Genomic DNA, 18,608 nt, shown 5'->3' with positions numbered 1-18,608 from the left:
GTGAATCGTCCGGGACGCTTGAGCAAAGCGGGTAACGCCTATCTGCGCTCAGCACTGTTTATGCCAGCGATGAGTGCAGTGAGACATGATGCACGCGCTAAGGCGTTTTATGAGGCCCTGATAGCCCGAGGAAAGAAAAAGATACAGGCCTTATGCGCAGTCATGAGGAAGTACCTCACCGGCTTGTGGGCCTGTATCAGAACGGGAACCATGTTTGATTCGACGTTGCTCTTCAGCGAAGAACACATTCAGGCTTGAATTTACGTCAAAACAGAGTATCTACAGGTTCTGTCTGCATGGATTCCGGCTCAAGGCCAGAATGACATTTGTGGTCACAGGTGAGCCGCTTATCGCTTCCAGCTTCTGGCTTTCAGCTGCCCTTAAGCCATTTGCGCCAGCTTGCCTGCACCCACTCCCGCTCCTGAGTTAGCTCGGTGTCGGGCACCAGGCCGGGCAGGTCCGACAGACTGAGACGATGGCCCCGATCGCGAATGGCGCAATAGGCCCGGCGCAGCTGTAACGACTCCTGTTCATTCAGCAGCCCAGTTTCTACTGTCATTTCCAGAATACGCATATTGTCGGACCAGCGGGTCAGCTCCTCGTGCTCGCTGCTGTGGGCCAGCACCAGAAACTGAGTCAGAAATTCGATATCCACCAGACCACCGGCAGACTGCTTCAGGTGAATTTCACCGGCCTGAGCCCGGTTCAGGTGCTCGCGCATTTTCTCGCGCATGGCCACTACCTCCAGCGCCAGCGCACCGGCGTCCCTTGGCCGGGTCAGAATATGAGTGCGAATGCGTGCAAACTCCTCAGACAGGGCCGGCTCGCCCACTATCATGCGGCTGCGCACCAGCGCCTGGTGCTCCCAGGTCCAGGCATCTTTTTCAAGGTACTGACCGTAGCCGTCCAGGGGCGTCACCATCAGGCCGGCGTTGCCGCTGGGGCGCAGCCGCATATCCAGCTCATAAAGCACACCACTGGCGGTGCGGGTGCTGAACAGGTGAATAATGCGCTGGGCCAGACGCAGATAGAACTGGCGGCTGTCCAGGGGCTTGTGGCCATTGGTCTGACCGGTAAGGCCGCTTTGATGCACAAACACCAGATCCAGATCCGAGCTGTAGGCCAGCTCAATGCCTCCAAGCTTGCCGTAGGCCACCACACCAAAGCCCTTGTCGCCGGTGTCGGCCAGCTGCGCCGGCACGCCATGGCGGGCACTGATCTGATGCCAGGCCTGATTGACCACTTCTTCCACTATGGCTTCCGCCAGCCAGGTGAGATGATCGCTGACTTTCATTAATGGCAGTGCTCCGGCCACATCGGCGGCGGCAATGCGCAACAGCTGAATTTGCTTGAACTGGCGCAGCGCCTCCATTTGCTGCTCCACGTCTTCTTCCGGCACCCGCAGCAGAAACTGACGCAGCTCGTCCTTGTAGGTTTCCGGCGGAATCGGGTTATACAGCACCTGGGGCACCAGCAGCTCGTCCAGCAGAATGGGAAACCGCGCCAGCTGCTCCGCCACCAGCGAGCTGGCCTCGCACAAACGAATAAGCTGAGTCAGGGCACCGGCGTTTTCCACCAGCAGCTGCAGGTAGGCGGTACGGGTGGCAATTTGCAGCAGCAGTTTCTGCAGCCGGGCAAACAGGGTGCCCGGAGTGTCTGACTGACTCACCCGCTCCAGCAGCACCGGCATCAGTTTTTCCAGCGCCTGCCGGCCTTGCGGCCCCATGGCCCGGCGCGGGCATTCTTCCTTAAAGGTGTTCAGATTTTTTGCCAGACGTGCGGCCTTGTTGTCCGCCATGCCCTGCTCTGCCAGCAGGGCTGCCAGCTCGCTTTCGTCCTCCCAGTCGGTCTGCCAGATATCAGACCAGATCTGGGCCACATCTTCCTCTTCAGCTTCGGTGCTGTCACCGATCAGCAGTTCAAACTGGCGATGTACCTTGTCCATGGCAGTGTGCAGTGTGGCGAGAAACTCGCTCCAGCTGTTATGGCCGGTAAGCCAGGCCAGCCGGTCCTGGTTGAGTTCGTCTTGCGGCAGGGTCTGGGTTTGCTGGTCTGCAAAGGCCTGCAGGAAGTTTTCTACCTTGCGCAAAAAACGGTAACTGGCGTGCAGCTCGTCAAACACTTCGGGCGAAATGGCACCGGCGTCGCTGGCGGCCCTAAGCGCATCGGGCAGATGACGCACCTGCAGTGCCGGCTCGCGGCCACCGCGGATCAGCTGAAATACCTGAGCGATAAACTCCACTTCACGAATGCCGCCGGCACCCAGCTTGATGTTGTCTTTCAGCCCCTTGCGGCGCACTTCGGCGGCAATCATGGCCTTCATCTGGCGCAGGGAGTCGATCACACCAAAGTCGATGTAACGGCGATAGACAAAGGGCTTGAGCATGGCGCGCAGCTCGGCAGTGTATTCACCCTCATCGTTCAGAATGCGTGCCTTGACCATGGCATAGCGCTCCCAGGTGCGGCCATGGTGCTGATAGTAATCTTCCATGGCGGTAAAGCTCACCGCCAGTGGCCCCGACTCGCCAAAGGGCCGCAGTCGCATATCTACCCGGTAGACCTGGCCGTCTATGGTGGTCTGGTTGAGGGCATTCACCAGCTTTTGCCCCAGGCGAATAAAAAACTGCTGATTGGCCAGCTCCCGCCGTCCGCCTTTGGTCACGCCGTTGTGAGGAAAGGTGAATATCAGATCGATATCGGAAGAAAAGTTAAGTTCGCCGCCACCCAGTTTGCCCATTCCGAGGATCAGCATGGGCACAGCCTTGCCTTCGGCATCGGTGGGGGTGCCCAGCTCGGCGCACAGACGCCGGTACAGCCAGCGGTAGCTTTCTACAATAAGCGCATTGGCCAGCGCAGAAATATGCACAAAGCTTTCTTCCACCCCGGCATCCAGCAGCATTTCCCGCCAGGCAATCAGCAGCAGCTCCCGTCGCCGGTACTGGCGCAGCAACCGCATCATGACCGCCTCATCATGCACGTCATTCAGCATGGCTGTCAGCTCGGGCTGATAGCGCCCGGATCTGTCGGCATTAAACAAGTCCAGCTCATCACTCAGCGTCAGTGCAAGCTCAGGCTGACGGCACAGGCTGTCGGCGGCAAAGTCACTGCAGGCAAACAACTGCTTCAGCTGAGTGACCCGCCCGGCACTGAGTTGCGGCAACACGCCGGCGGCACGTTCTGCAAATAAAGACCAGTGTTTTTCGGCCTGAGCGGCCATGGAAGCGGGCAATGCGGACATCGGCAATTCCTTTTATGCGGCAGTAAGCCCCAGATTATCACCCTTACCGGCCATGCACAGCGTTAACCCAGCATTTTATGCGGTTGTCATGACGCTTGCGCAGCCGGGGCAGGCTGAATTAGTCTGTAACTGACTTATTATGTCAGGATACTTCATGGAACTATCAGTAATCGGCCGTCACCTGGAACAATTGGGTGAGGCCTCAACCACCGGCTTTACCTTTCAGTGCTATCCCATTCCCGGCGAAGTGGAAGTGCTGAGAGTCACGGTAGACGGGCGAGAGGAGCTGCCCCTGTTTATTTCCGTGTCGGACGATCAGATCTTGTGCATCAGCTATCTGTGGGATGAAAGTCAGGTCAATCCGGCCCGCCGTCAGGCCATGCTGGAAGCCATGCTCGATATGAATATTCCCATGCCGCTGTCGGCCTTTGCCCGGCTGGATGACTGGTATGTGGTGTTTGGTGCCCTGTCGCTGAACTCTTCTCTGGAAGATATAGAGCATGAACTGGCAGTGCTGAGTGATAACTGCCTGGAAGTGATCGAAGACATGGCGGAATTTTTGTTGTGAGGGCGCAATCATGAGTGTATTGGGTCAGGTGCTCCGCAGTCTGCAGAATGAGCAGGACAGCAGTCTCAATCCGGAACAGGTTTGCCTGCAACTGATGCAGGACTGCCGCCATGCCGAGCAGCATATGCAGGGACTGGAACGTCAGTACCGGCAACTGAAAGATGAACAAGCAAGGTTGCAGCAGCAAGCCGGCAGCCTGCTTCAGCGTCATCGTCAGCTGGAGCAGCAGGTGCTGGCAGCACTGGATACCGATGAACAGCAGGCCCTGAGCCTGGCACACTTGCTGGCAACACTGGAAAGTGAGCAGACCGGTCATGCCACCCGTCTGGGTCATATCAGCAAACGGCTGGCCTGGTATCGCCGCCGCTGGCAGGAAGCCGAGCGTCATTATCACGACTTGTGCCGGCAACTGGCCATGGCCAGAGCCAGTCGCTGCGTACGCCAGACCATGGCTGCCATTCGTGAACACCCGGACGTCACTCTGATCAATGCCAAGCAGGCACTGGCCGATATTCGCGCCCGGGAGCAGCAGCAGGACGCCGACGAGCCCGCTGCGCCGCCGGCCCCTGCCAGCACCAGTGCCGACCAGGTACTGGCACGGCTGCAGCAACAACGGAAGCAGCGCTCATGAGTCAACGCAAGCTGCCCGACAAGTGGCAGAGTTCGGTGCGCGCCGCACGGGCGGTGCAGGTGGCGTTTGATATGGATGAAAAACTGCAATACCGCATTCGCCGGGAAGCACTGGACAATGGCCTGAGTCCGTCGGATCAGATTCGGCATATTCTGAATCTGCCCACCTCAGCCCGCCCCAAGCGCCCCCGGTTAACGGTGTCGCTGAGTCCGGACGACTACGCTCGTCTGGCGGTGCGTTATGGTCTGGAACCGGAGCAACAGCTGGAAATTAAACACAGGGTGATGGACGAACTGCTGGAATACAGCAAAAGCAACCCCCGCTGAAAGCGGGAAGCGGGAAGCGGGAAGCCAGCAAGCATAACAGCGGCGACAGCAATGTTGGGGCTTGTCCCAACCTAGCGCTTTTTCTTCCAGCTTCCAGCTTTAAGTTCAACGCCAATAAGGTGTGAGTTCCAGCGCCTGACGGCGGGATTGCTCCAGTGCTTCCAGCAGAAATCCTCGCTTGCGGTCCAGCCACTGTTTCAGCTCGTCCGCCTCTGCCGGCTCCAGCTGCTCCACCAGTTCCGGCAGCGGCGAGAGCATATCGAGGTCTTCAATGCCCCGCAAAATATCCAGCCAGGGCATACGAAAGCCCAGCCGCTCCGGCTCTGAAAACAGCTGACTGAAACACAGCCCTATCATCAGATTGCGGCGCAGCTTACCTTTTTGCTGAATATATTGCTCAGCAGTCAGCTGCTCCGCCCCCAGGGCACTGTGGCGCAGTGTCTGCCAGCTGTCTTCCAGCAGCGGCCCGGCCAGCCCGGATACCGGGGCCATCAGGTTGGCTTGCTGTTCACGGCTGAGGCCAGCGCGCCAGTCCTGGCGATACAGCCAGTGAGTCAGTCCCAGCACCAGGCGCGCATAGCGGGGGCTGTACAGCAGCTCCCGCAGTCGCTGCTCATCCGGCAGGCTTTGCTGCTGCTCTGTCAGCAACCGCAACAGATTTTTACGGCCGTCAAGGCGACGCAGATAATAGCCCTTGTCGGCGGTGAGATGAGCCAGCATCTGGGCCCGGTCGAGCCAGGCCAGCTGCTGCTGCAGCCACAAGAGATCGTCTATCCAGCCACTGTTCACTCTCAGCGAGACCCGCTCGCCGAACATCAGCAGAATCTGGTGTACCAGGGCAGCGCCTTCCCGCAGCTGCACCAGCCAGTCAATACCGGGACGGGCCATCCAGCCCTCTTCATGGTGCTGCCAGTGGCTCAGTGCCTGATGCAACAGCGCCACCATGGCCTGCTCACAGGGCTCGTCAGGAGCTAATGGTGTGGGTTCCAGCGCACGCAGCTCGGGCATGGGACTCAAACCCGCCAGCTGATAGCCGCGCTGAGCCTTGGACACGGCCCCCAGCCGCAGTCCGCCCCCCTGCACCAGCTGCTCCGCTAGTTCAAACAACACAGAGGCATCACCGCGCACCAGCTCCAGCTCCAGTTCAAAAATAGGCTCGCGCCGCTCGCCGGCCTGTACTTCCCCTTCATCCAGCGCCAGCTCAATTTCAGTGCCGTTAAGCTCTATCAGCCAGCGCTGCCGTACAAAGTCGGTACAAAACAGCGGCTGCAGTGCCTGCTGCAGGGCTTGCGGATCAGCTCCCTCAGGCCAGATGGACGCAGGAAACAACGACAGATCGGGATTGTGCACATTCAGTGCTACGTTATATTCCGGTCGCTGATGCAGGCCGCCTACCTGACTGCCCGCCAGCTTGACCGTTTGTTCCATTTCACCGTTCTGGCTGCGAATGCGCAGACCAGCCCCGATTCGGCGCAAATCGAGCCCGGCAGTGTCGTAGTAGGTATTGGCCAGGTGGCGATGGTCATGCTGCAGAATTTGGCAGGCAGGCAGCAGCCCGGTCAGGCCGCCATTAAGTTCGCGTGAGACAAGAAACTTGATCTCGATTTCTGTATCCATAAGGAGAGTCCGGAAAAAGCAACCTTCTGTTTTAATTGTGAAAGCAAAAGCTCCCATCAGGGTAGCACGGGGGTTTTTGAAAAATGCTGTTTTCTTGCCTGTGGAGTTACGTTACCATTCGCGCCACATTAACGTATCGAGTGTTTTTTCACCGACACAGGGTTGGCTATGCCAGTTAATACTATTTTGGGACTCTTTGCCAAGTCTCCTATCAAGCCGCTGCAAAAGCATGTTGTGAAAGTTCACGAGGCTGCGCAGCAATTGGTTCCCTTCTTCGACGCCATGTGGGAGCAGGACTGGGAAAACGCCGAACGCATTCAGCGCCGCATTTCGCAGCTGGAACGGGAAGCCGACGCCCTCAAACGCGAAATTCGCCTCAAACTCCCCCGCGGCCTGTTTATGCCGGTGGAACGCACCGATATGCTGGAGCTGCTCACCCAACAGGACAAGATAGCCAACAAGGCGAAAGATATCTCCGGCCGCATTGTAGGCCGTCAGATGGCGATCCCTGTTGAGCTCAAGTCCGATTTTATGGATTACCTCCATCGTTGCATTGATGCCACCGCTCAGGCGGCCAAGGCCATTGACGAACTCGACGAATTGCTGGAAACCGGCTTTAAGGGCCGGGAAATGGATCTGGTTACCGACATGATCCATCAGCTTGACCTCATCGAGGACGATACCGATGTGATGCAGGCCAAGCTGCGCCGCCAGCTGCAGGCCATTGAAGATAAATATAATCCCATCGACGTTATGTTCCTTTACAAGATCCTTGAGTGGGTCGGCGACCTGGCAGATCAGGCCGAGCGGGTTGGTTCCCGTCTTGAGCTGATGCTGTCCCGTTCCTGAGCGAAACAACAAGGTAAATAAATGGATATCATTGCTAACTATGGCACCACGCTGATCCTGGTGGCGGCCGCGTTCGGCTTTTTTATGGCCTGGGGTATTGGTGCCAATGATGTGGCTAACGCCATGGGTACCTCTGTGGGCACGCGCTCACTGACCATCAAGCAGGCGATTATTATCGCCATGATCTTTGAATTCGCCGGTGCCTATCTGGCCGGCGGCGAGGTCACCTCCACCATTCGCAGCGGCATTATCGACTCTGCGGCGTTTAACGACACACCGGATTTGCTGGTATTCGGCATGATTGCCTCACTGCTGGCGGCCGGAACCTGGCTGCTGCTGGCTTCCTACTTTGGCTGGCCGGTTTCTACCACTCACTCCATTATTGGTGCCATTGTGGGCTTTGCCCTGGTTTCCATCGGCTCGGATGCGGTGCACTGGGGCAAGCTGGGCGGCGTGGTCGGCTCCTGGATTGTGACACCGGCGCTGTCGGGCCTGCTGGCTTACTTCACCTTTATCAGTGTGCAGAAGCTGATTTTCAATGCCGACAGTCCGCTGGCTGCCGCCAAAAAATATGTGCCGGCCTATATCTTCCTCACCGTCATGGTGATCTGTCTGGTGACCCTGAAAAAAGGCCTCAAGCACGTGGGCCTGGAGCTGTCCGATGTGCAGAGCTGGGGATTATCAGTGGTGGTTTCACTGATCAGCGCCGTATTGTGTGGCATTTACATCAAGGGCCGCAACTACAACCCCAACGATGACAAAGACATGCACTACTCCAATGTGGAGAAAGTGTTTGGCATTCTGATGGTGGTCACCGCCTGTGCCATGGCTTTTGCCCACGGCTCGAACGACGTGGCTAATGCCATCGGTCCGCTGGCCGCCGTGGTCAGCGTAGTGCAGAGCGCCGGCCAGATTGGCGCCAGCTCCTCCATTGCCTGGTGGATACTGCCGCTGGGTGGCATTGGCATCGTGATTGGTCTGGCCTCGCTTGGTCATAAGGTGATGGCGACCGTCGGCACCGGCATTACTCATCTTACTCCCAGCCGGGGCTTTGCCGCCCAGCTGGCCACCGCTGCGACAGTGGTGATCGCATCGGGTACCGGCCTGCCCATTTCCACCACTCAGACTCTGGTCGGTGCAGTCATGGGGGTTGGCCTGGCCCGCGGGATTGCCGCTCTGAACCTGAACGTACTGAGAAATATCGTGGTTTCCTGGGTGGTCACCCTGCCTGCCGGTGCCATTCTGGCCATTGTTTTCTTCTATGCCATTCAGTGGATGTTTACCTGATTGCACTGAAACCAAAGGGGCCTTGCGCCCCTTGTTCTTGTTCTTACCTTTTTGCGCCATTACCATGGCAGCATCATCAAGCGCCCCAAGGATTATCCGGTGAAAGCAAAACTCCTGCTGCTGTTATGCAGTCTGTTTTGGGTGAGCCAGGCCAATGCCGCCACCCGTTATGTTTCCGATGACGTCTATGCGTTTTTGCATGCGGGTCCCAGTAATAAATTCCGCATTATCGGCTCCATTAATGCCGGTGAGAAAATCGAATTTCTGGACCGCGATGCCAACACTGAATATGTACAGATAAAGGATGCTGAAGGCCGCACTGGCTGGATGGACGGCCGTTTTCTGCAAACCGAAGAGAGCTTTCGCTCCCGCCTGCCGGTGCTGGAAAAAGAGCTGAAGGAAACTCAGCAACAGCTGACCACGCTGGACGAACGTCACGCCCAGGATGTGGCCGATAAAGTAAACCTGATTGAGCGCCAGCAGCAGGAGCTGAGTACACTCAAGGCCCGGCTTAGTGAGCTGAGCAGCAGCCATGAACAGCTGACCACTGAAAATGCCCGTCTGACCAGCCTGATGGATGATAAAGAGCACCAGATGCGCCTGGACTGGCTGGTGCACGGTGGCGTGGTGGCCGGTATTGGTGCTCTGGTGGGCTTTATTCTGCCCATGATTCCGCTGCGCCGGCGCAAGCGCCAGGACAGATGGATGAACTAACCCCCCGGGGATTAGGGATTAGGAAGTCTGCAGGTACATCACTGTGTCTGCAGACTTTTTTGTTTTTGAAGGTTGGATAACCATATACGGCTCCGTTGCCGCGAATCACTCAAGGCCTACAGAACCACACCACTTCCAGCTTCTAGCTTACACGCAGGGGGCGGTGTCAGTCACCATTCAGTGCAAAGTGCCGGTTGGGCTTGCGGTAGACGATACCGTCCTGCTGCAGCCAGTGAAAAATGTCTTCCACCTCTTCTCTGGACTTGTTCAGCAATGCCGATACAGCACCTTTGGCACAGCGCAGCTCACCGGCTTTTAACCGTTCTACCAGCTCATGATAATAATCGGGCCTTGCTGCGGGCTCGGCAGGCAGGCTGATATTGACCGGCTCAGGCTGAGACGGCACCTGGGCATTCCCGCCCTGCTGGCGGAAACTGCGACGAAAGCGAATTTCTTCACCCAGCAGCGAGACAAAAAAAGCAGCAAAAAAGTCCAGCAGCATGGATAACGCCGCCACTATACCAAACTGCACCCGGCTGAGCGGCCAGCCCAGGCCATCCGCCAGGCTGGTCATCAGCCCCATCAGTGAGTCCTGACTATTCGCCGCTGCCTGGTCCCGTTCCCGGCGCAGCTCATCCTGCTGCTCCATCAGCGCCTGATTACGCTTGAGCATGCGAGTCATGCCGGTGGCAATGCGATCCATTTCAATATAGGCCTGGGCCGCCTGCTCATTGATCTGAATTTCCCGGTCCAGGGCAGCAATTTTGTCGTCATAGCTTTGTACCAGTGCCGCCTGGGCTTCATCGGCCTGCAGCAGCGTATTGGTAGCAGCATTAATGCCCCCCACACTCCCGGCAATGGATAACGCCGCCAGAATGCCATAAAAGCAAAACGCCTTGCCTGCGCCCAGCCTGTCTTTGCGGTTCAAGCGCTCCCCCATCTCATACCAGATGTAGAACTTGCCCACCTCAAACACCACCGCCAGGCTGCCAAACATCACCTTCATCAACAGGCCCTGATCCAGTGACAGAAATAACAGCAGAGAAAACACCATGGACGCAGCGATGGATGCGCCGGTAATAAGATAAATAACAAACAGGGCAAAATGCCCTTTGGGAAAGCGTTGATACTGCACAGCTGAATACCACAAACAGAATGAGCGGGCATTATAGAGACCAGCAGCGCTCAGGCAAGCGCTGAGCTAAGCCGGCACCTGAGCTATATTCATTCTCAGGTATAGCGCTATATTTTCGTATACAAAAATATGCAATAAAAAGCCTTAATCATTGAAATGTGACCTTAAACTCGATGAAACCATACATTATCGTATACATTATCATCACTAGCTGATCTGCTCGCAGGTCTTTCTTATTGCCACTTCAGGAATTCTTGCCATGTTTACTGTCGCCAATGTGTTTGCCTCCGATTACTCACCTTCCGATTTGGCTGCGCTGCGCCAGGACATTACTCGCAACTATGCCGTTGATGAGAGTGCCTGGCTGGCCCGGCTGCTCGAGCAGATACCCGCGACCGGCCCGGAAATGGCACAGCTGACCGAACAAGCGCGCCGGCTGGTGACGCAGGTGCGCAAAGAAAGTGACGGCGGTGACGGCATAGACGCCTTTTTACAGCAATACAGCCTGGATACGCAGGAAGGCATCATCCTTATGTGCCTGGCCGAAGCCCTGCTGCGCATTCCCGACAGTCATACCGCCGACGAGCTGATTAAAGACAAACTCTCCGGAGCCGACTGGGCCAAACACTTTCGCCAGAGCGACTCCACTCTGGTGAACGCCTCCACCTGGGGGCTGATGCTGACCGGACGCATCGTACGCATGGACAAAAAGCTCGACGGCAACCCCGCCAATGTGCTGAGCCGCATGATCAACCGGCTGGGTGAGCCGGTGGTGCGCTCAGCCATGTACGGTGCCATGAAAATCATGGGCAAGCAGTTTGTGCTGGGCCGCACCATCAGTGAAGCGCTCAAGGCCAGCCGCAAGTCCCGGGAGCAGGGTTACACTCACTCCTACGACATGCTCGGCGAGGCCGCCATGACCGCCGCCGATGCCGAGAAATACCGGGCCGACTACGCCAGTGCCATTGCTGCCGTGGGTGCCGAAAAGCTCAATAATCCGGACGTACCCCGGCCGTCTATTTCCATCAAGCTGTCTGCGCTGCATCCGCGCTATGAAGAAGCCAGCCGGGAGCGAGTGCTGACCGAGCTGTATGCTACTGTGCTGGGGCTACTGGAAACTGCCCGCAAACATGATGTATTTATCACCATTGACGCAGAAGAAATGGACCGGCTGGAGCTCTCCCTCGACTTGTTTGAGCAGCTTTACCGCAGCCATGTAAACAAAGGCTGGGGCGGCCTGGGGCTGGTGGTGCAGGCCTATTCCAAGCGTGCCCTGCCGGTGCTGTGCTGGCTCACCGCGCTGGCCAGGGAGCAGGGCGATGAAATTCCGCTACGGCTGGTAAAAGGCGCTTACTGGGACAGCGAAATCAAGCACAGCCAGCAGGCCGGACTGAGCGGCTATCCGGTGTACACGCGCAAGGCCGGTACCGATGTAGCCTATCTGGTGTGTGCCCGCTATCTGCTGAGTGACGCCACCGAGGGGGCTATTTATCCGCAGTTTGCCACCCACAATGCCCACACTGTCGTGGCCATACTCAATATGGCCGGCGAACGGCGCTTTGAATTTCAGCGGCTGCACGGCATGGGTGAAGAGCTGTACGATGCCGTGCTGGCAGAAAACCCCGACAGGTGCTGTCGTATTTATGCTCCGGTAGGTGCTCATAAGGATCTGCTGCCCTATCTGGTGCGCCGGCTGCTGGAAAACGGGGCCAACACTTCCTTTGTGCATAAGCTGGTCGATCCGGATACCCCTGTTGATCATCTGATCACTCATCCGGTAACCAGCCTGCGTGCCTGCCAGAGTCTGGCCAATGACAACATTCCTCTGCCCCGCCATATTTTTGCCGATCGCAACAACTCCGCCGGCATCAACCTCAATATCGCCGCCAGCCGTGAACCTTTGTTTGAACGCCTGAGCGAACTGGCTGGCAAGCAGTGGCAGGCCGCGCCTTTGGTGGCCGGAAAGCCAGTGACCGGCGAAAAGCGGCCGGTATTCAGCCCGCAGAATACCGGACGGCAGGTGGGTGAGGTGGTGTTTGCTGACAAGGCTACTGTGAAGCAGGCTGTCGCCCATGCCGAAAAGGCGTTTAAAGGCTGGCGCGACACCCCGGTAGACAGCCGCGCGCAAGCACTGGAAAAGCTGGCGGACCTGCTTGAAAGCCACAGCGCCGAGTTTATTTCCCTCTGTACTCATGAAGCGGGCAAGCTGCTGCAGGACGGCATAGACGAGGTACGTGAGGCGGTAGACTTCTGCCGCTATTACGCAAATGAAGGCCGCAAACTCACCGGCGAGCCTACCAAACTGCCCGGTTACACCGGCGAGCTTAACCTGCTGCAGGCCGAGGGGCGCGGTCCTTTTGTGTGCATCAGCCCCTGGAACTTTCCCCTGGCGATTTTTCTCGGTCAGGTCAGTGCCGCCCTGGTGACCGGCAATACGGTGCTGGCCAAGCCTGCCGAACAGACCAGCCTGATCGCTCATCTGGCAGTGACTCTGGCACACGACGCCGGCATTCCCGGTGAGGTACTGCAATTGCTGCCCGGCGACGGCGCTACCGTGGGCGCTGCGCTGACGGAAGATCCGCGCATTGCCGGGGTCTGCTTTACCGGCTCCACCGACACCGCCAAACGCATTAATATGACCCTGGCCAGCCGCGAGGGGGCCATAGTGCCGCTGATTGCCGAAACCGGTGGCCAGAACGCCATGATAGTGGACTCTACCGCCCTGCCCGAGCAGGTGGTGCGGGACGTGCTGCGCGCTGCCTTTCAGAGCGCCGGTCAGCGCTGCTCGGCACTGCGGGTGCTCTACCTGCAGAACGACATTGCCGACCGCGTGCTGGACATTCTGGAAGGGGCCATGCAGGAGCTGAGCGTGGCGGATCCGGCGCTCTGGTCTACCGATGTGGGGCCGGTGATCGACGCCGATGCCCAGAAAGGGCTGCAGGCCCACCTGGATGCCATGAAAGCCGCCGGCCACAAAATAATTGCCGAAGCGCCCATGAGTGATGCCGGCACCAGCGGCTTTTATATTCGTCCCACCGCCATTGAAATTGGCAGCATCAGTGAGCTGAGCAAAGAGCAGTTTGGCCCCATACTTCATGTGGTGCGCTTTAAAGCCAAAGATATCGACCGAGTTATCGATGACATCAACGCCACCGGCTATGGCCTGACTCTGGGCGTGCACAGCCGCAACGAGTCGTTCGCCGCCCATGTGGCCAAGCGTATTGAAGCGGGTAACGTCTACATTAACCGGGATCAAATCGGTGCCATGGTGGGCGTGCAGCCCTTTGGCGGCCGCGGCCTGTCGGGCACGGGTCCCAAGGCCGGTGGCCCCCACTACCTGACCCGCTTTATTACCGAAAAGACCATTACCAACAACACCACCGCCATCGGCGGCAATGCCACTCTGCTGTCGCTGGGGGAAGGCTGACCGTGACGCCGGCCAAGGATTGCAAAAATAACTGATTACACAGAAGAAAAATAAGGTTATTAGCACTATCCTTTATGCTCTGGTAAGCGACTGAGCTTTGCGTTACAAGGAGAGCGTAATGAGCAATCTGAGCCGGCGTGATTTTTTTAAAATAACCGGGGCTACCCTGGCTACCTCGAGCATGGCATTGCTGGGCATGACCCCGGCACCCGCCGTGGCTGCCTCGAGACAATATAAATTATCCCGCGCCACTGAAACCCGCAGCACCTGCCCCTATTGTTCGGTGGCCTGCGGCATTCTGGTTTACAGCATGGGAGACGGTGCCAAAAACGCCCACCCCAGCGTCATGCACATTGAAGGCGACCACGACCACCCGGTGAACCGCGGCACCCTGTGCCCGAAAGGGGCCGGTCTGGTGGACTTTGTGCATAGCCCCAACCGCCTGAAATACCCCGAATACCGGGCGCCGGGCTCCGACACCTGGGAGCGCATTTCCTGGGAGCAGGCCTTCAGCCGCATTTCACGGTTAATGAAAGAAGACCGTGATGCCAACCTGATCCAACAAACATCCGACGGTAAAACCGTTAACCGCTGGGTCACCACCGGCATGCTGGCCGCCTCTGCCAGCAGTAACGAAGTGGGTTATATTACCCACAAGGTGGTTCGCCCTATGGGTATGCTGGCGTTCGATAACCAGGCTCGCGTTTGACACGGTCCTACGGTGGCAGGTCTTGCCCCAACATTTGGCCGTGGCGCTATGACGAACCATTGGGTCGACATCAAAAACGCCGACATTATTCTGATCATGGGCGGCAACGCCGCTGAAGCGCACCCCTGTGGGTTTAAATGGGTAACGGAAGCCAAGGCACATAACAATGCCAAGCTGATTGTGGTGGATCCGCGCTTTAACCGGTCGGCCTCGGTGGCAGACCTGTACGCGCCCATTCGCACCGGCACCGACATTGTGTTCCTGGGCGGGGTAATCAAGTATTTGCTTGATACTAACCAGATCCAGCATGAATACGTGCAGAACTACACTGACATGTCGTTTATCGTGCATGAAGATTTCGACTTTGATGACGGCATCTTCTCCGGTTACGACGAGCAGCAGCGCAGCTATAACAAGGCATCCTGGGACTATCAACTGGACGACAACGGCCAGGTAATCACCGATCCCAGCCTGCAGCACCCCCGCTGTGTGTTCCAGCTGCTGAAACAGCATTACCAGCGCTACACCCCTGAGATGGTGGAGCGGGTCTGTGGCACGCCGCAAGCCAAGTTCCTGCAGGTGTGCGAGCTGCTGGCCTCCACCCACACCCCGGACAGAGCCGGTACCATTCTTTACGCTCTGGGCTGGACCCAGCACTCCATCGGCTCTCAGATCATTCGTACCGGTGCCATGATGCAGCTGTTGCTGGGCAACATCGGCATTGCCGGCGGCGGCATGAACGCCCTGCGCGGTCACTCCAATATTCAGGGATTAACCGATCTGGGGCTGATGAGTAACCTGCTGCCGGGCTATCTGACCCTGCCCAACGAGGCCGAGCAGGACTTTGACGCCTACATTGCCAAACGGGCACAGAAACCCCTGCGGGAAAACCAGTTCAGCTACTGGCAGAACTATAAGCGGTTCTACACCAGCCTTAGCAAGGCCTGGTGGGGTGACAACGCCCATGCCGGCAATAACTTCGCCTATGACTATCTGCCCAAGCTCGACAAGGTCTACGACATGCTGCAGACCTATGAGCTGATGCATCAGGGCAAGCTGAACGGCTATATCTGCCAGGGCTTTAACCCGCTGGCCGCAGCCCCCAACAAAGCCAAAATGACGGCGGCTTTCTCGCGCCTGAAATTTATGGTGGTGATGGATCCGCTGGTGACCGAAACCTCCGAGTTCTGGCGCAATGCGGGCGAGTCGAACGACGTGAACTCAGCGGACATTCAGACCGAAGTGTTCCGTTTGCCCACCTCCTGCTTTGCCGAGGAAGACGGCACCCTGGTGAACTCGGGCCGCTGGCTGCAGTGGCACTGGAAAGCCGCCGAGCCGCCCGGAGAAGCCAAAACCGACATAGAGATAATGGCGACCCTGTATCAGCACATTCGCCGTCTCTATGAACAGGAAGGCGGTGCCCTGCCCGAGCCCATCACTCAACTGAGCTGGCCTTATGCCAGACCGGAGCACCCCACCGCGGAAGAGCTGGCCAAGGAGCTGAACGGCCGGGCCCTGCGCGATGTGCGGGACGGCAGCGGCCGCATTGTGCGCAAGGCCGGCGAGCAGCTCTCGGGCTTTGGCGAAATGCGCGATGACGGCTCCACCCTGGGCGGCTGCTGGCTTTATGCCGGCTCCTGGACCGAGGCCGGCAACATGATGGCCCGCCGGGACAGCAGTGATCCCACCGGCATTGGTCAGACCCTGAACTGGGCCTGGGCCTGGCCGGCCAACCGCCGGGTGATGTATAACCGCGCCTCCTGCGACACAGAGGGCAAGCCGTTTGATCCGTCCCGAGTGCTGATTAACTGGAACGGTGAAAAGTGGACCGGTGCCGACGTGCCCGACTACAAGGCCGACGAGCCGCCCGAAGCCGGCATGGGCCCCTTCATCATGAACCCGGAGGGCGTAGCCCGCTTTTTTGCCCGGGATCGCATGGCGGAAGGCCCCTTCCCGACCCACTACGAGCCCTTTGAGAGCCCGTTGGGTTACAACCCGCTGTTCAAGGATAACGACAAGGCCACCAGCAACCCGGCAGCACGTTTGTTTGACGGCGACCGGGCCACTCTGGGCACGGTGGATGAGTTCCCCTATGTGGGCACCACCTACCGCCTGACCGAGCATTTCCACTACTGGAGCAAGCACGTATTGCTCAACAGCATTGTGCAGCCGCAGCAGTTTGTGGAAATTGGTGCTGAACTGGCCGATGAACTGCGCATTCGCGAAGGGGATACCGTCAAGGTGTCGTCCAACCGGGGCTACATCAAGGCCAAGGCGGTGGTCACCAAGCGGATTCGCGGGCTCGACATCGACGGCAAACGGGTGCATCACATCGGCATTCCCATTCACTGGGGCTTTGTGGGTGTGACTCAGCCGGGCTTTCTGGCCAACACCCTGACGCCCTCGGTGGGGGATGGCAACTCCCAGACCCCAGAGTTCAAGTCGTTCCTGGTTAACGTGGAAAAGGTGTAAGGAGATCTCATGGCTACACATGCAATGGATATCAAGCGTCGCTCGGCGACCACCACTCCTTCACCCGAGGTCCGGCAGTCTTCCGTGCAGGGAGGTGGCGTGGCCAAGCTGATCGACACCTCCCAGTGCATTGGCTGCAAGGCCTGCCAGGTGGCCTGCATGGAGTGGAACGATCTGCGGGACGATGTGGGTAATAACGTGGGGGTGTATGACAACCCCGCCGACATGACCGAAAACAGCTGGACCGTGATGCGCTTTGCCGAGCACGAGAAGGACGACGGCGATCTGGAGTGGCTGATCCGCAAAGACGGCTGCATGCACTGTGAAGATCCGGGCTGCCTGAAGGCATGCCCGTCTCCCGGTGCCATAGTGCAGCACGCCAACGGCATTGTGGATTTCAACCAAGAGCACTGCATTGGCTGTGGCTACTGCGTGACCGGTTGCCCCTTTGACGTGCCGCGCATTTCCAAGACCGACAAAAAGGCCTACAAGTGCAACCTGTGCGTAGACCGTGTGTCTGTGGGTCAGGAGCCCGCCTGCGTGAAAACCTGCCCCACCGGGGCCATTGTGTTTGGCTCCAAGGACGACATGAAGCATCACGCTGCCGGGCGTATTGCCGATTTGAAGTCACGGGGGTATGACAACGCCGGCCTGTATGATCCGGAGGGTGTGGGCGGCACTCATGTGATGTATGTGCTGCACCATGCCGACCGGCCCGGGCTGTACAGCGGTTTGCCCGAAGCACCTAAAATCAGTGGCATTGTCTCGGCCTGGAAAGGCCCGGCCAAGCCCATTGGGGTGGCAGCCATGGTGCTGACGGCGCTGGTGGGGGCGGCACACTACATACGCAACCGCCCGTCGGAAGTGAGCAAGGCCGATGAACAGGCAGCCGAGGAGGAAAGCAACAATGAACTCCGGTAAAGAGATTGTTCGTTACACGGCCAATCAGCGGCTCAATCACTGGCTGATTGCCCTGAGCTTTGTGCTGCTGGCCATTTCCGGACTGGCGCTGTTTCATCCGTCGCTGTTCTGGCTCAGCAACCTGCTGGGCGGCGGCACCTGGACCCGCATTCTCCATCCCTTTATCGGGTTGGTGATGTTTGTCAGTTTTGCCATCTTTGCCCTGCAGGTATGGCGGCACAACCGCATTACCGCCGACGATAAAGAATGGCTGAAAGCCGTGCCCAAGGTCATCTCCCATCAGGAAGAAGGCGTACCCGAAGCCGACCGTTACAACGGCGGCCAGAAAGTACTGTTCTGGGCCCTGATAGTGCTGATGGCCGGGCTGCTGCTGTCGGGCATTGTGATGTGGCGGTCTTACTTCGACTTTCCGGTGGGGTTGATCCGGCTCTCATCCCTGCTGCATGCCCTGTTTGCATTTGGCCTCATTTGCGCCATTATCGTGCATATCTATGCGGGCATCTGGGTGAAAGGATCGATACGGGCCATGACCCGCGGCACAGTGTCACCGGGCTGGGCCTGGAAGCACCACCGCAAGTGGTTCCGCCGCAAGGTACGTAATGTATCTGAGGAATAAGCAGGCAGAAAAAGAACAGTAAAAAGCAGAACAGGTGCGGGCCGGACGAAGCAGCGCCGCGGTTGCACTCCGCCGACACGCTTCAAGCCCATCCATGG

14 protein-coding genes are annotated in these 18,608 nt (G+C 58.1%); 11 read left to right on the top strand and 3 right to left on the bottom strand.

Features of this window, described 5'->3' with window-relative positions; all coding sequences use genetic code 11:
- A partial coding sequence (locus G364_RS16680) for a transposase (RefSeq protein WP_019936104.1) occupies positions 1-258 on the top strand: 258 nt, incomplete at its 5' end.
- 112 nt (positions 259-370) lie between these two features.
- On the opposite strand, the gene glnE is transcribed toward G364_RS16680, so the two are convergent.
- Positions 371-3,238 carry a bifunctional [glutamate--ammonia ligase]-adenylyl-L-tyrosine phosphorylase/[glutamate--ammonia-ligase] adenylyltransferase gene (glnE, locus tag G364_RS0115770; protein WP_019936103.1) on the bottom strand — a complete coding sequence of 956 codons (2,868 nt, stop codon included), beginning with the start codon at positions 3,236-3,238 and terminating at the stop codon, positions 371-373.
- 154 nt (positions 3,239-3,392) lie between these two features.
- Between glnE and G364_RS0115765 the strand changes: the two genes are divergently transcribed.
- From G364_RS0115765 to G364_RS0115755, 3 genes are read left to right on the top strand one after another with little or no spacing between them, the layout of a single operon-like run.
- On the top strand, positions 3,393-3,806 hold the full coding sequence (locus G364_RS0115765) for a YjfI family protein (protein ID WP_019936102.1): 414 nt from the start codon (positions 3,393-3,395) through the stop codon (positions 3,804-3,806).
- 10 nt (positions 3,807-3,816) lie between these two features.
- Positions 3,817-4,437, top strand: coding sequence for a hypothetical protein (locus G364_RS0115760; RefSeq protein WP_019936101.1), 621 nt, complete (start codon positions 3,817-3,819; stop codon positions 4,435-4,437).
- Positions 4,434-4,763, top strand: coding sequence for a hypothetical protein (locus G364_RS0115755; RefSeq protein ID WP_019936100.1), 330 nt, complete (start codon positions 4,434-4,436; stop codon positions 4,761-4,763). Before G364_RS0115760 ends, G364_RS0115755 begins: the two co-directional genes overlap by 4 nt.
- A gap of 105 nt (positions 4,764-4,868) precedes the next feature.
- Here the strand turns inward: G364_RS0115755 and G364_RS0115750 are convergent, their stop codons facing one another.
- Positions 4,869-6,380, bottom strand: coding sequence for a CYTH and CHAD domain-containing protein (locus G364_RS0115750; RefSeq protein WP_019936099.1), 1,512 nt, complete (start codon positions 6,378-6,380; stop codon positions 4,869-4,871).
- A 168-nt stretch (positions 6,381-6,548) separates the two neighbouring features.
- Between G364_RS0115750 and G364_RS0115745 the strand changes: the two genes are divergently transcribed.
- The 3 genes from G364_RS0115745 (at position 6,549) to G364_RS0115735 (ending at position 9,230) form a co-directional block, all read left to right on the top strand.
- On the top strand, positions 6,549-7,229 hold the full coding sequence (locus G364_RS0115745) for a TIGR00153 family protein (RefSeq protein ID WP_019936098.1): 681 nt from the start codon (positions 6,549-6,551) through the stop codon (positions 7,227-7,229).
- Between the two features lie 21 nt (positions 7,230-7,250).
- Positions 7,251-8,516, top strand: a complete 1,266-nt coding sequence (locus tag G364_RS0115740) for an inorganic phosphate transporter (RefSeq protein WP_019936097.1) — start codon at positions 7,251-7,253, stop codon at positions 8,514-8,516.
- Positions 8,517-8,615: 99 nt separating this feature from the next.
- Positions 8,616-9,230 (top strand): TIGR04211 family SH3 domain-containing protein, encoded by a 615-nt coding sequence (locus tag G364_RS0115735; protein ID WP_026344957.1) that lies wholly within the window; start codon positions 8,616-8,618, stop codon positions 9,228-9,230.
- 166 nt (positions 9,231-9,396) lie between these two features.
- On the opposite strand, the gene G364_RS0115730 is transcribed toward G364_RS0115735, so the two are convergent.
- Positions 9,397-10,365 (bottom strand): hypothetical protein, encoded by a 969-nt coding sequence (locus G364_RS0115730; protein WP_019936095.1) that lies wholly within the window; start codon positions 10,363-10,365, stop codon positions 9,397-9,399.
- Between the two features lie 259 nt (positions 10,366-10,624).
- Here G364_RS0115730 and putA point away from each other — a divergent pair, with 259 nt between their 5' ends.
- From putA to G364_RS0115705, 4 genes are all read left to right on the top strand, one after another.
- On the top strand, positions 10,625-13,792 hold the full coding sequence (gene putA, locus G364_RS0115725; protein WP_019936094.1) for a bifunctional proline dehydrogenase/L-glutamate gamma-semialdehyde dehydrogenase PutA: 3,168 nt from the start codon (positions 10,625-10,627) through the stop codon (positions 13,790-13,792).
- Between the two features lie 118 nt (positions 13,793-13,910).
- Positions 13,911-16,973, top strand: coding sequence for a formate dehydrogenase-N subunit alpha (gene fdnG / locus G364_RS0115715; protein ID WP_156816530.1), 3,063 nt, complete (start codon positions 13,911-13,913; stop codon positions 16,971-16,973).
- Between the two features lie 9 nt (positions 16,974-16,982).
- Positions 16,983-17,894 (top strand): formate dehydrogenase subunit beta, encoded by a 912-nt coding sequence (gene fdxH, locus G364_RS0115710; RefSeq protein WP_026344956.1) that lies wholly within the window; start codon positions 16,983-16,985, stop codon positions 17,892-17,894.
- On the top strand, positions 17,881-18,510 hold the full coding sequence (locus tag G364_RS0115705; protein ID WP_019936090.1) for a formate dehydrogenase subunit gamma: 630 nt from the start codon (positions 17,881-17,883) through the stop codon (positions 18,508-18,510). Before fdxH ends, G364_RS0115705 begins: the two co-directional genes overlap by 14 nt.
- Positions 18,511-18,608 lie beyond the last annotated feature (98 nt).

The sequence above is a fragment of the Oceanimonas smirnovii ATCC BAA-899 genome (assembly GCF_000381965.1).
GTDB lineage: Bacteria > Pseudomonadota > Gammaproteobacteria > Enterobacterales > Aeromonadaceae > Oceanimonas > Oceanimonas smirnovii.
The sequence above is the reverse complement of the archived record's forward strand: the minus strand, read 5'-3'. Positions and strand labels throughout refer to the sequence as shown.

Bases quoted from the DNA above. Each gene is read 5' to 3' on its own strand.
- G364_RS0115750 (WP_019936099.1), bottom strand. From the start codon at position 6,380: ATGGATACAGAAATCGAGATCAAGTTTCTTGTCTCACGCGAACTTAAT.
- G364_RS0115740 (WP_019936097.1), top strand. From the start codon at position 7,251: ATGGATATCATTGCTAACTATGGCACCACGCTGATCCTGGTGGCGGCC.
- G364_RS0115760 (WP_019936101.1), top strand. From the start codon at position 3,817: ATGAGTGTATTGGGTCAGGTGCTCCGCAGTCTGCAGAATGAGCAGGAC.
- glnE (WP_019936103.1), bottom strand. From the start codon at position 3,238: ATGTCCGCATTGCCCGCTTCCATGGCCGCTCAGGCCGAAAAACACTGG.
- G364_RS0115765 (WP_019936102.1), top strand. From the start codon at position 3,393: ATGGAACTATCAGTAATCGGCCGTCACCTGGAACAATTGGGTGAGGCC.
- putA (WP_019936094.1), top strand. From the start codon at position 10,625: ATGTTTACTGTCGCCAATGTGTTTGCCTCCGATTACTCACCTTCCGAT.
- fdxH (WP_026344956.1), top strand. From the start codon at position 16,983: ATGGCTACACATGCAATGGATATCAAGCGTCGCTCGGCGACCACCACT.
- G364_RS0115755 (WP_019936100.1), top strand. From the start codon at position 4,434: ATGAGTCAACGCAAGCTGCCCGACAAGTGGCAGAGTTCGGTGCGCGCC.
- G364_RS0115745 (WP_019936098.1), top strand. From the start codon at position 6,549: ATGCCAGTTAATACTATTTTGGGACTCTTTGCCAAGTCTCCTATCAAG.
- G364_RS0115705 (WP_019936090.1), top strand. From the start codon at position 17,881: ATGAACTCCGGTAAAGAGATTGTTCGTTACACGGCCAATCAGCGGCTC.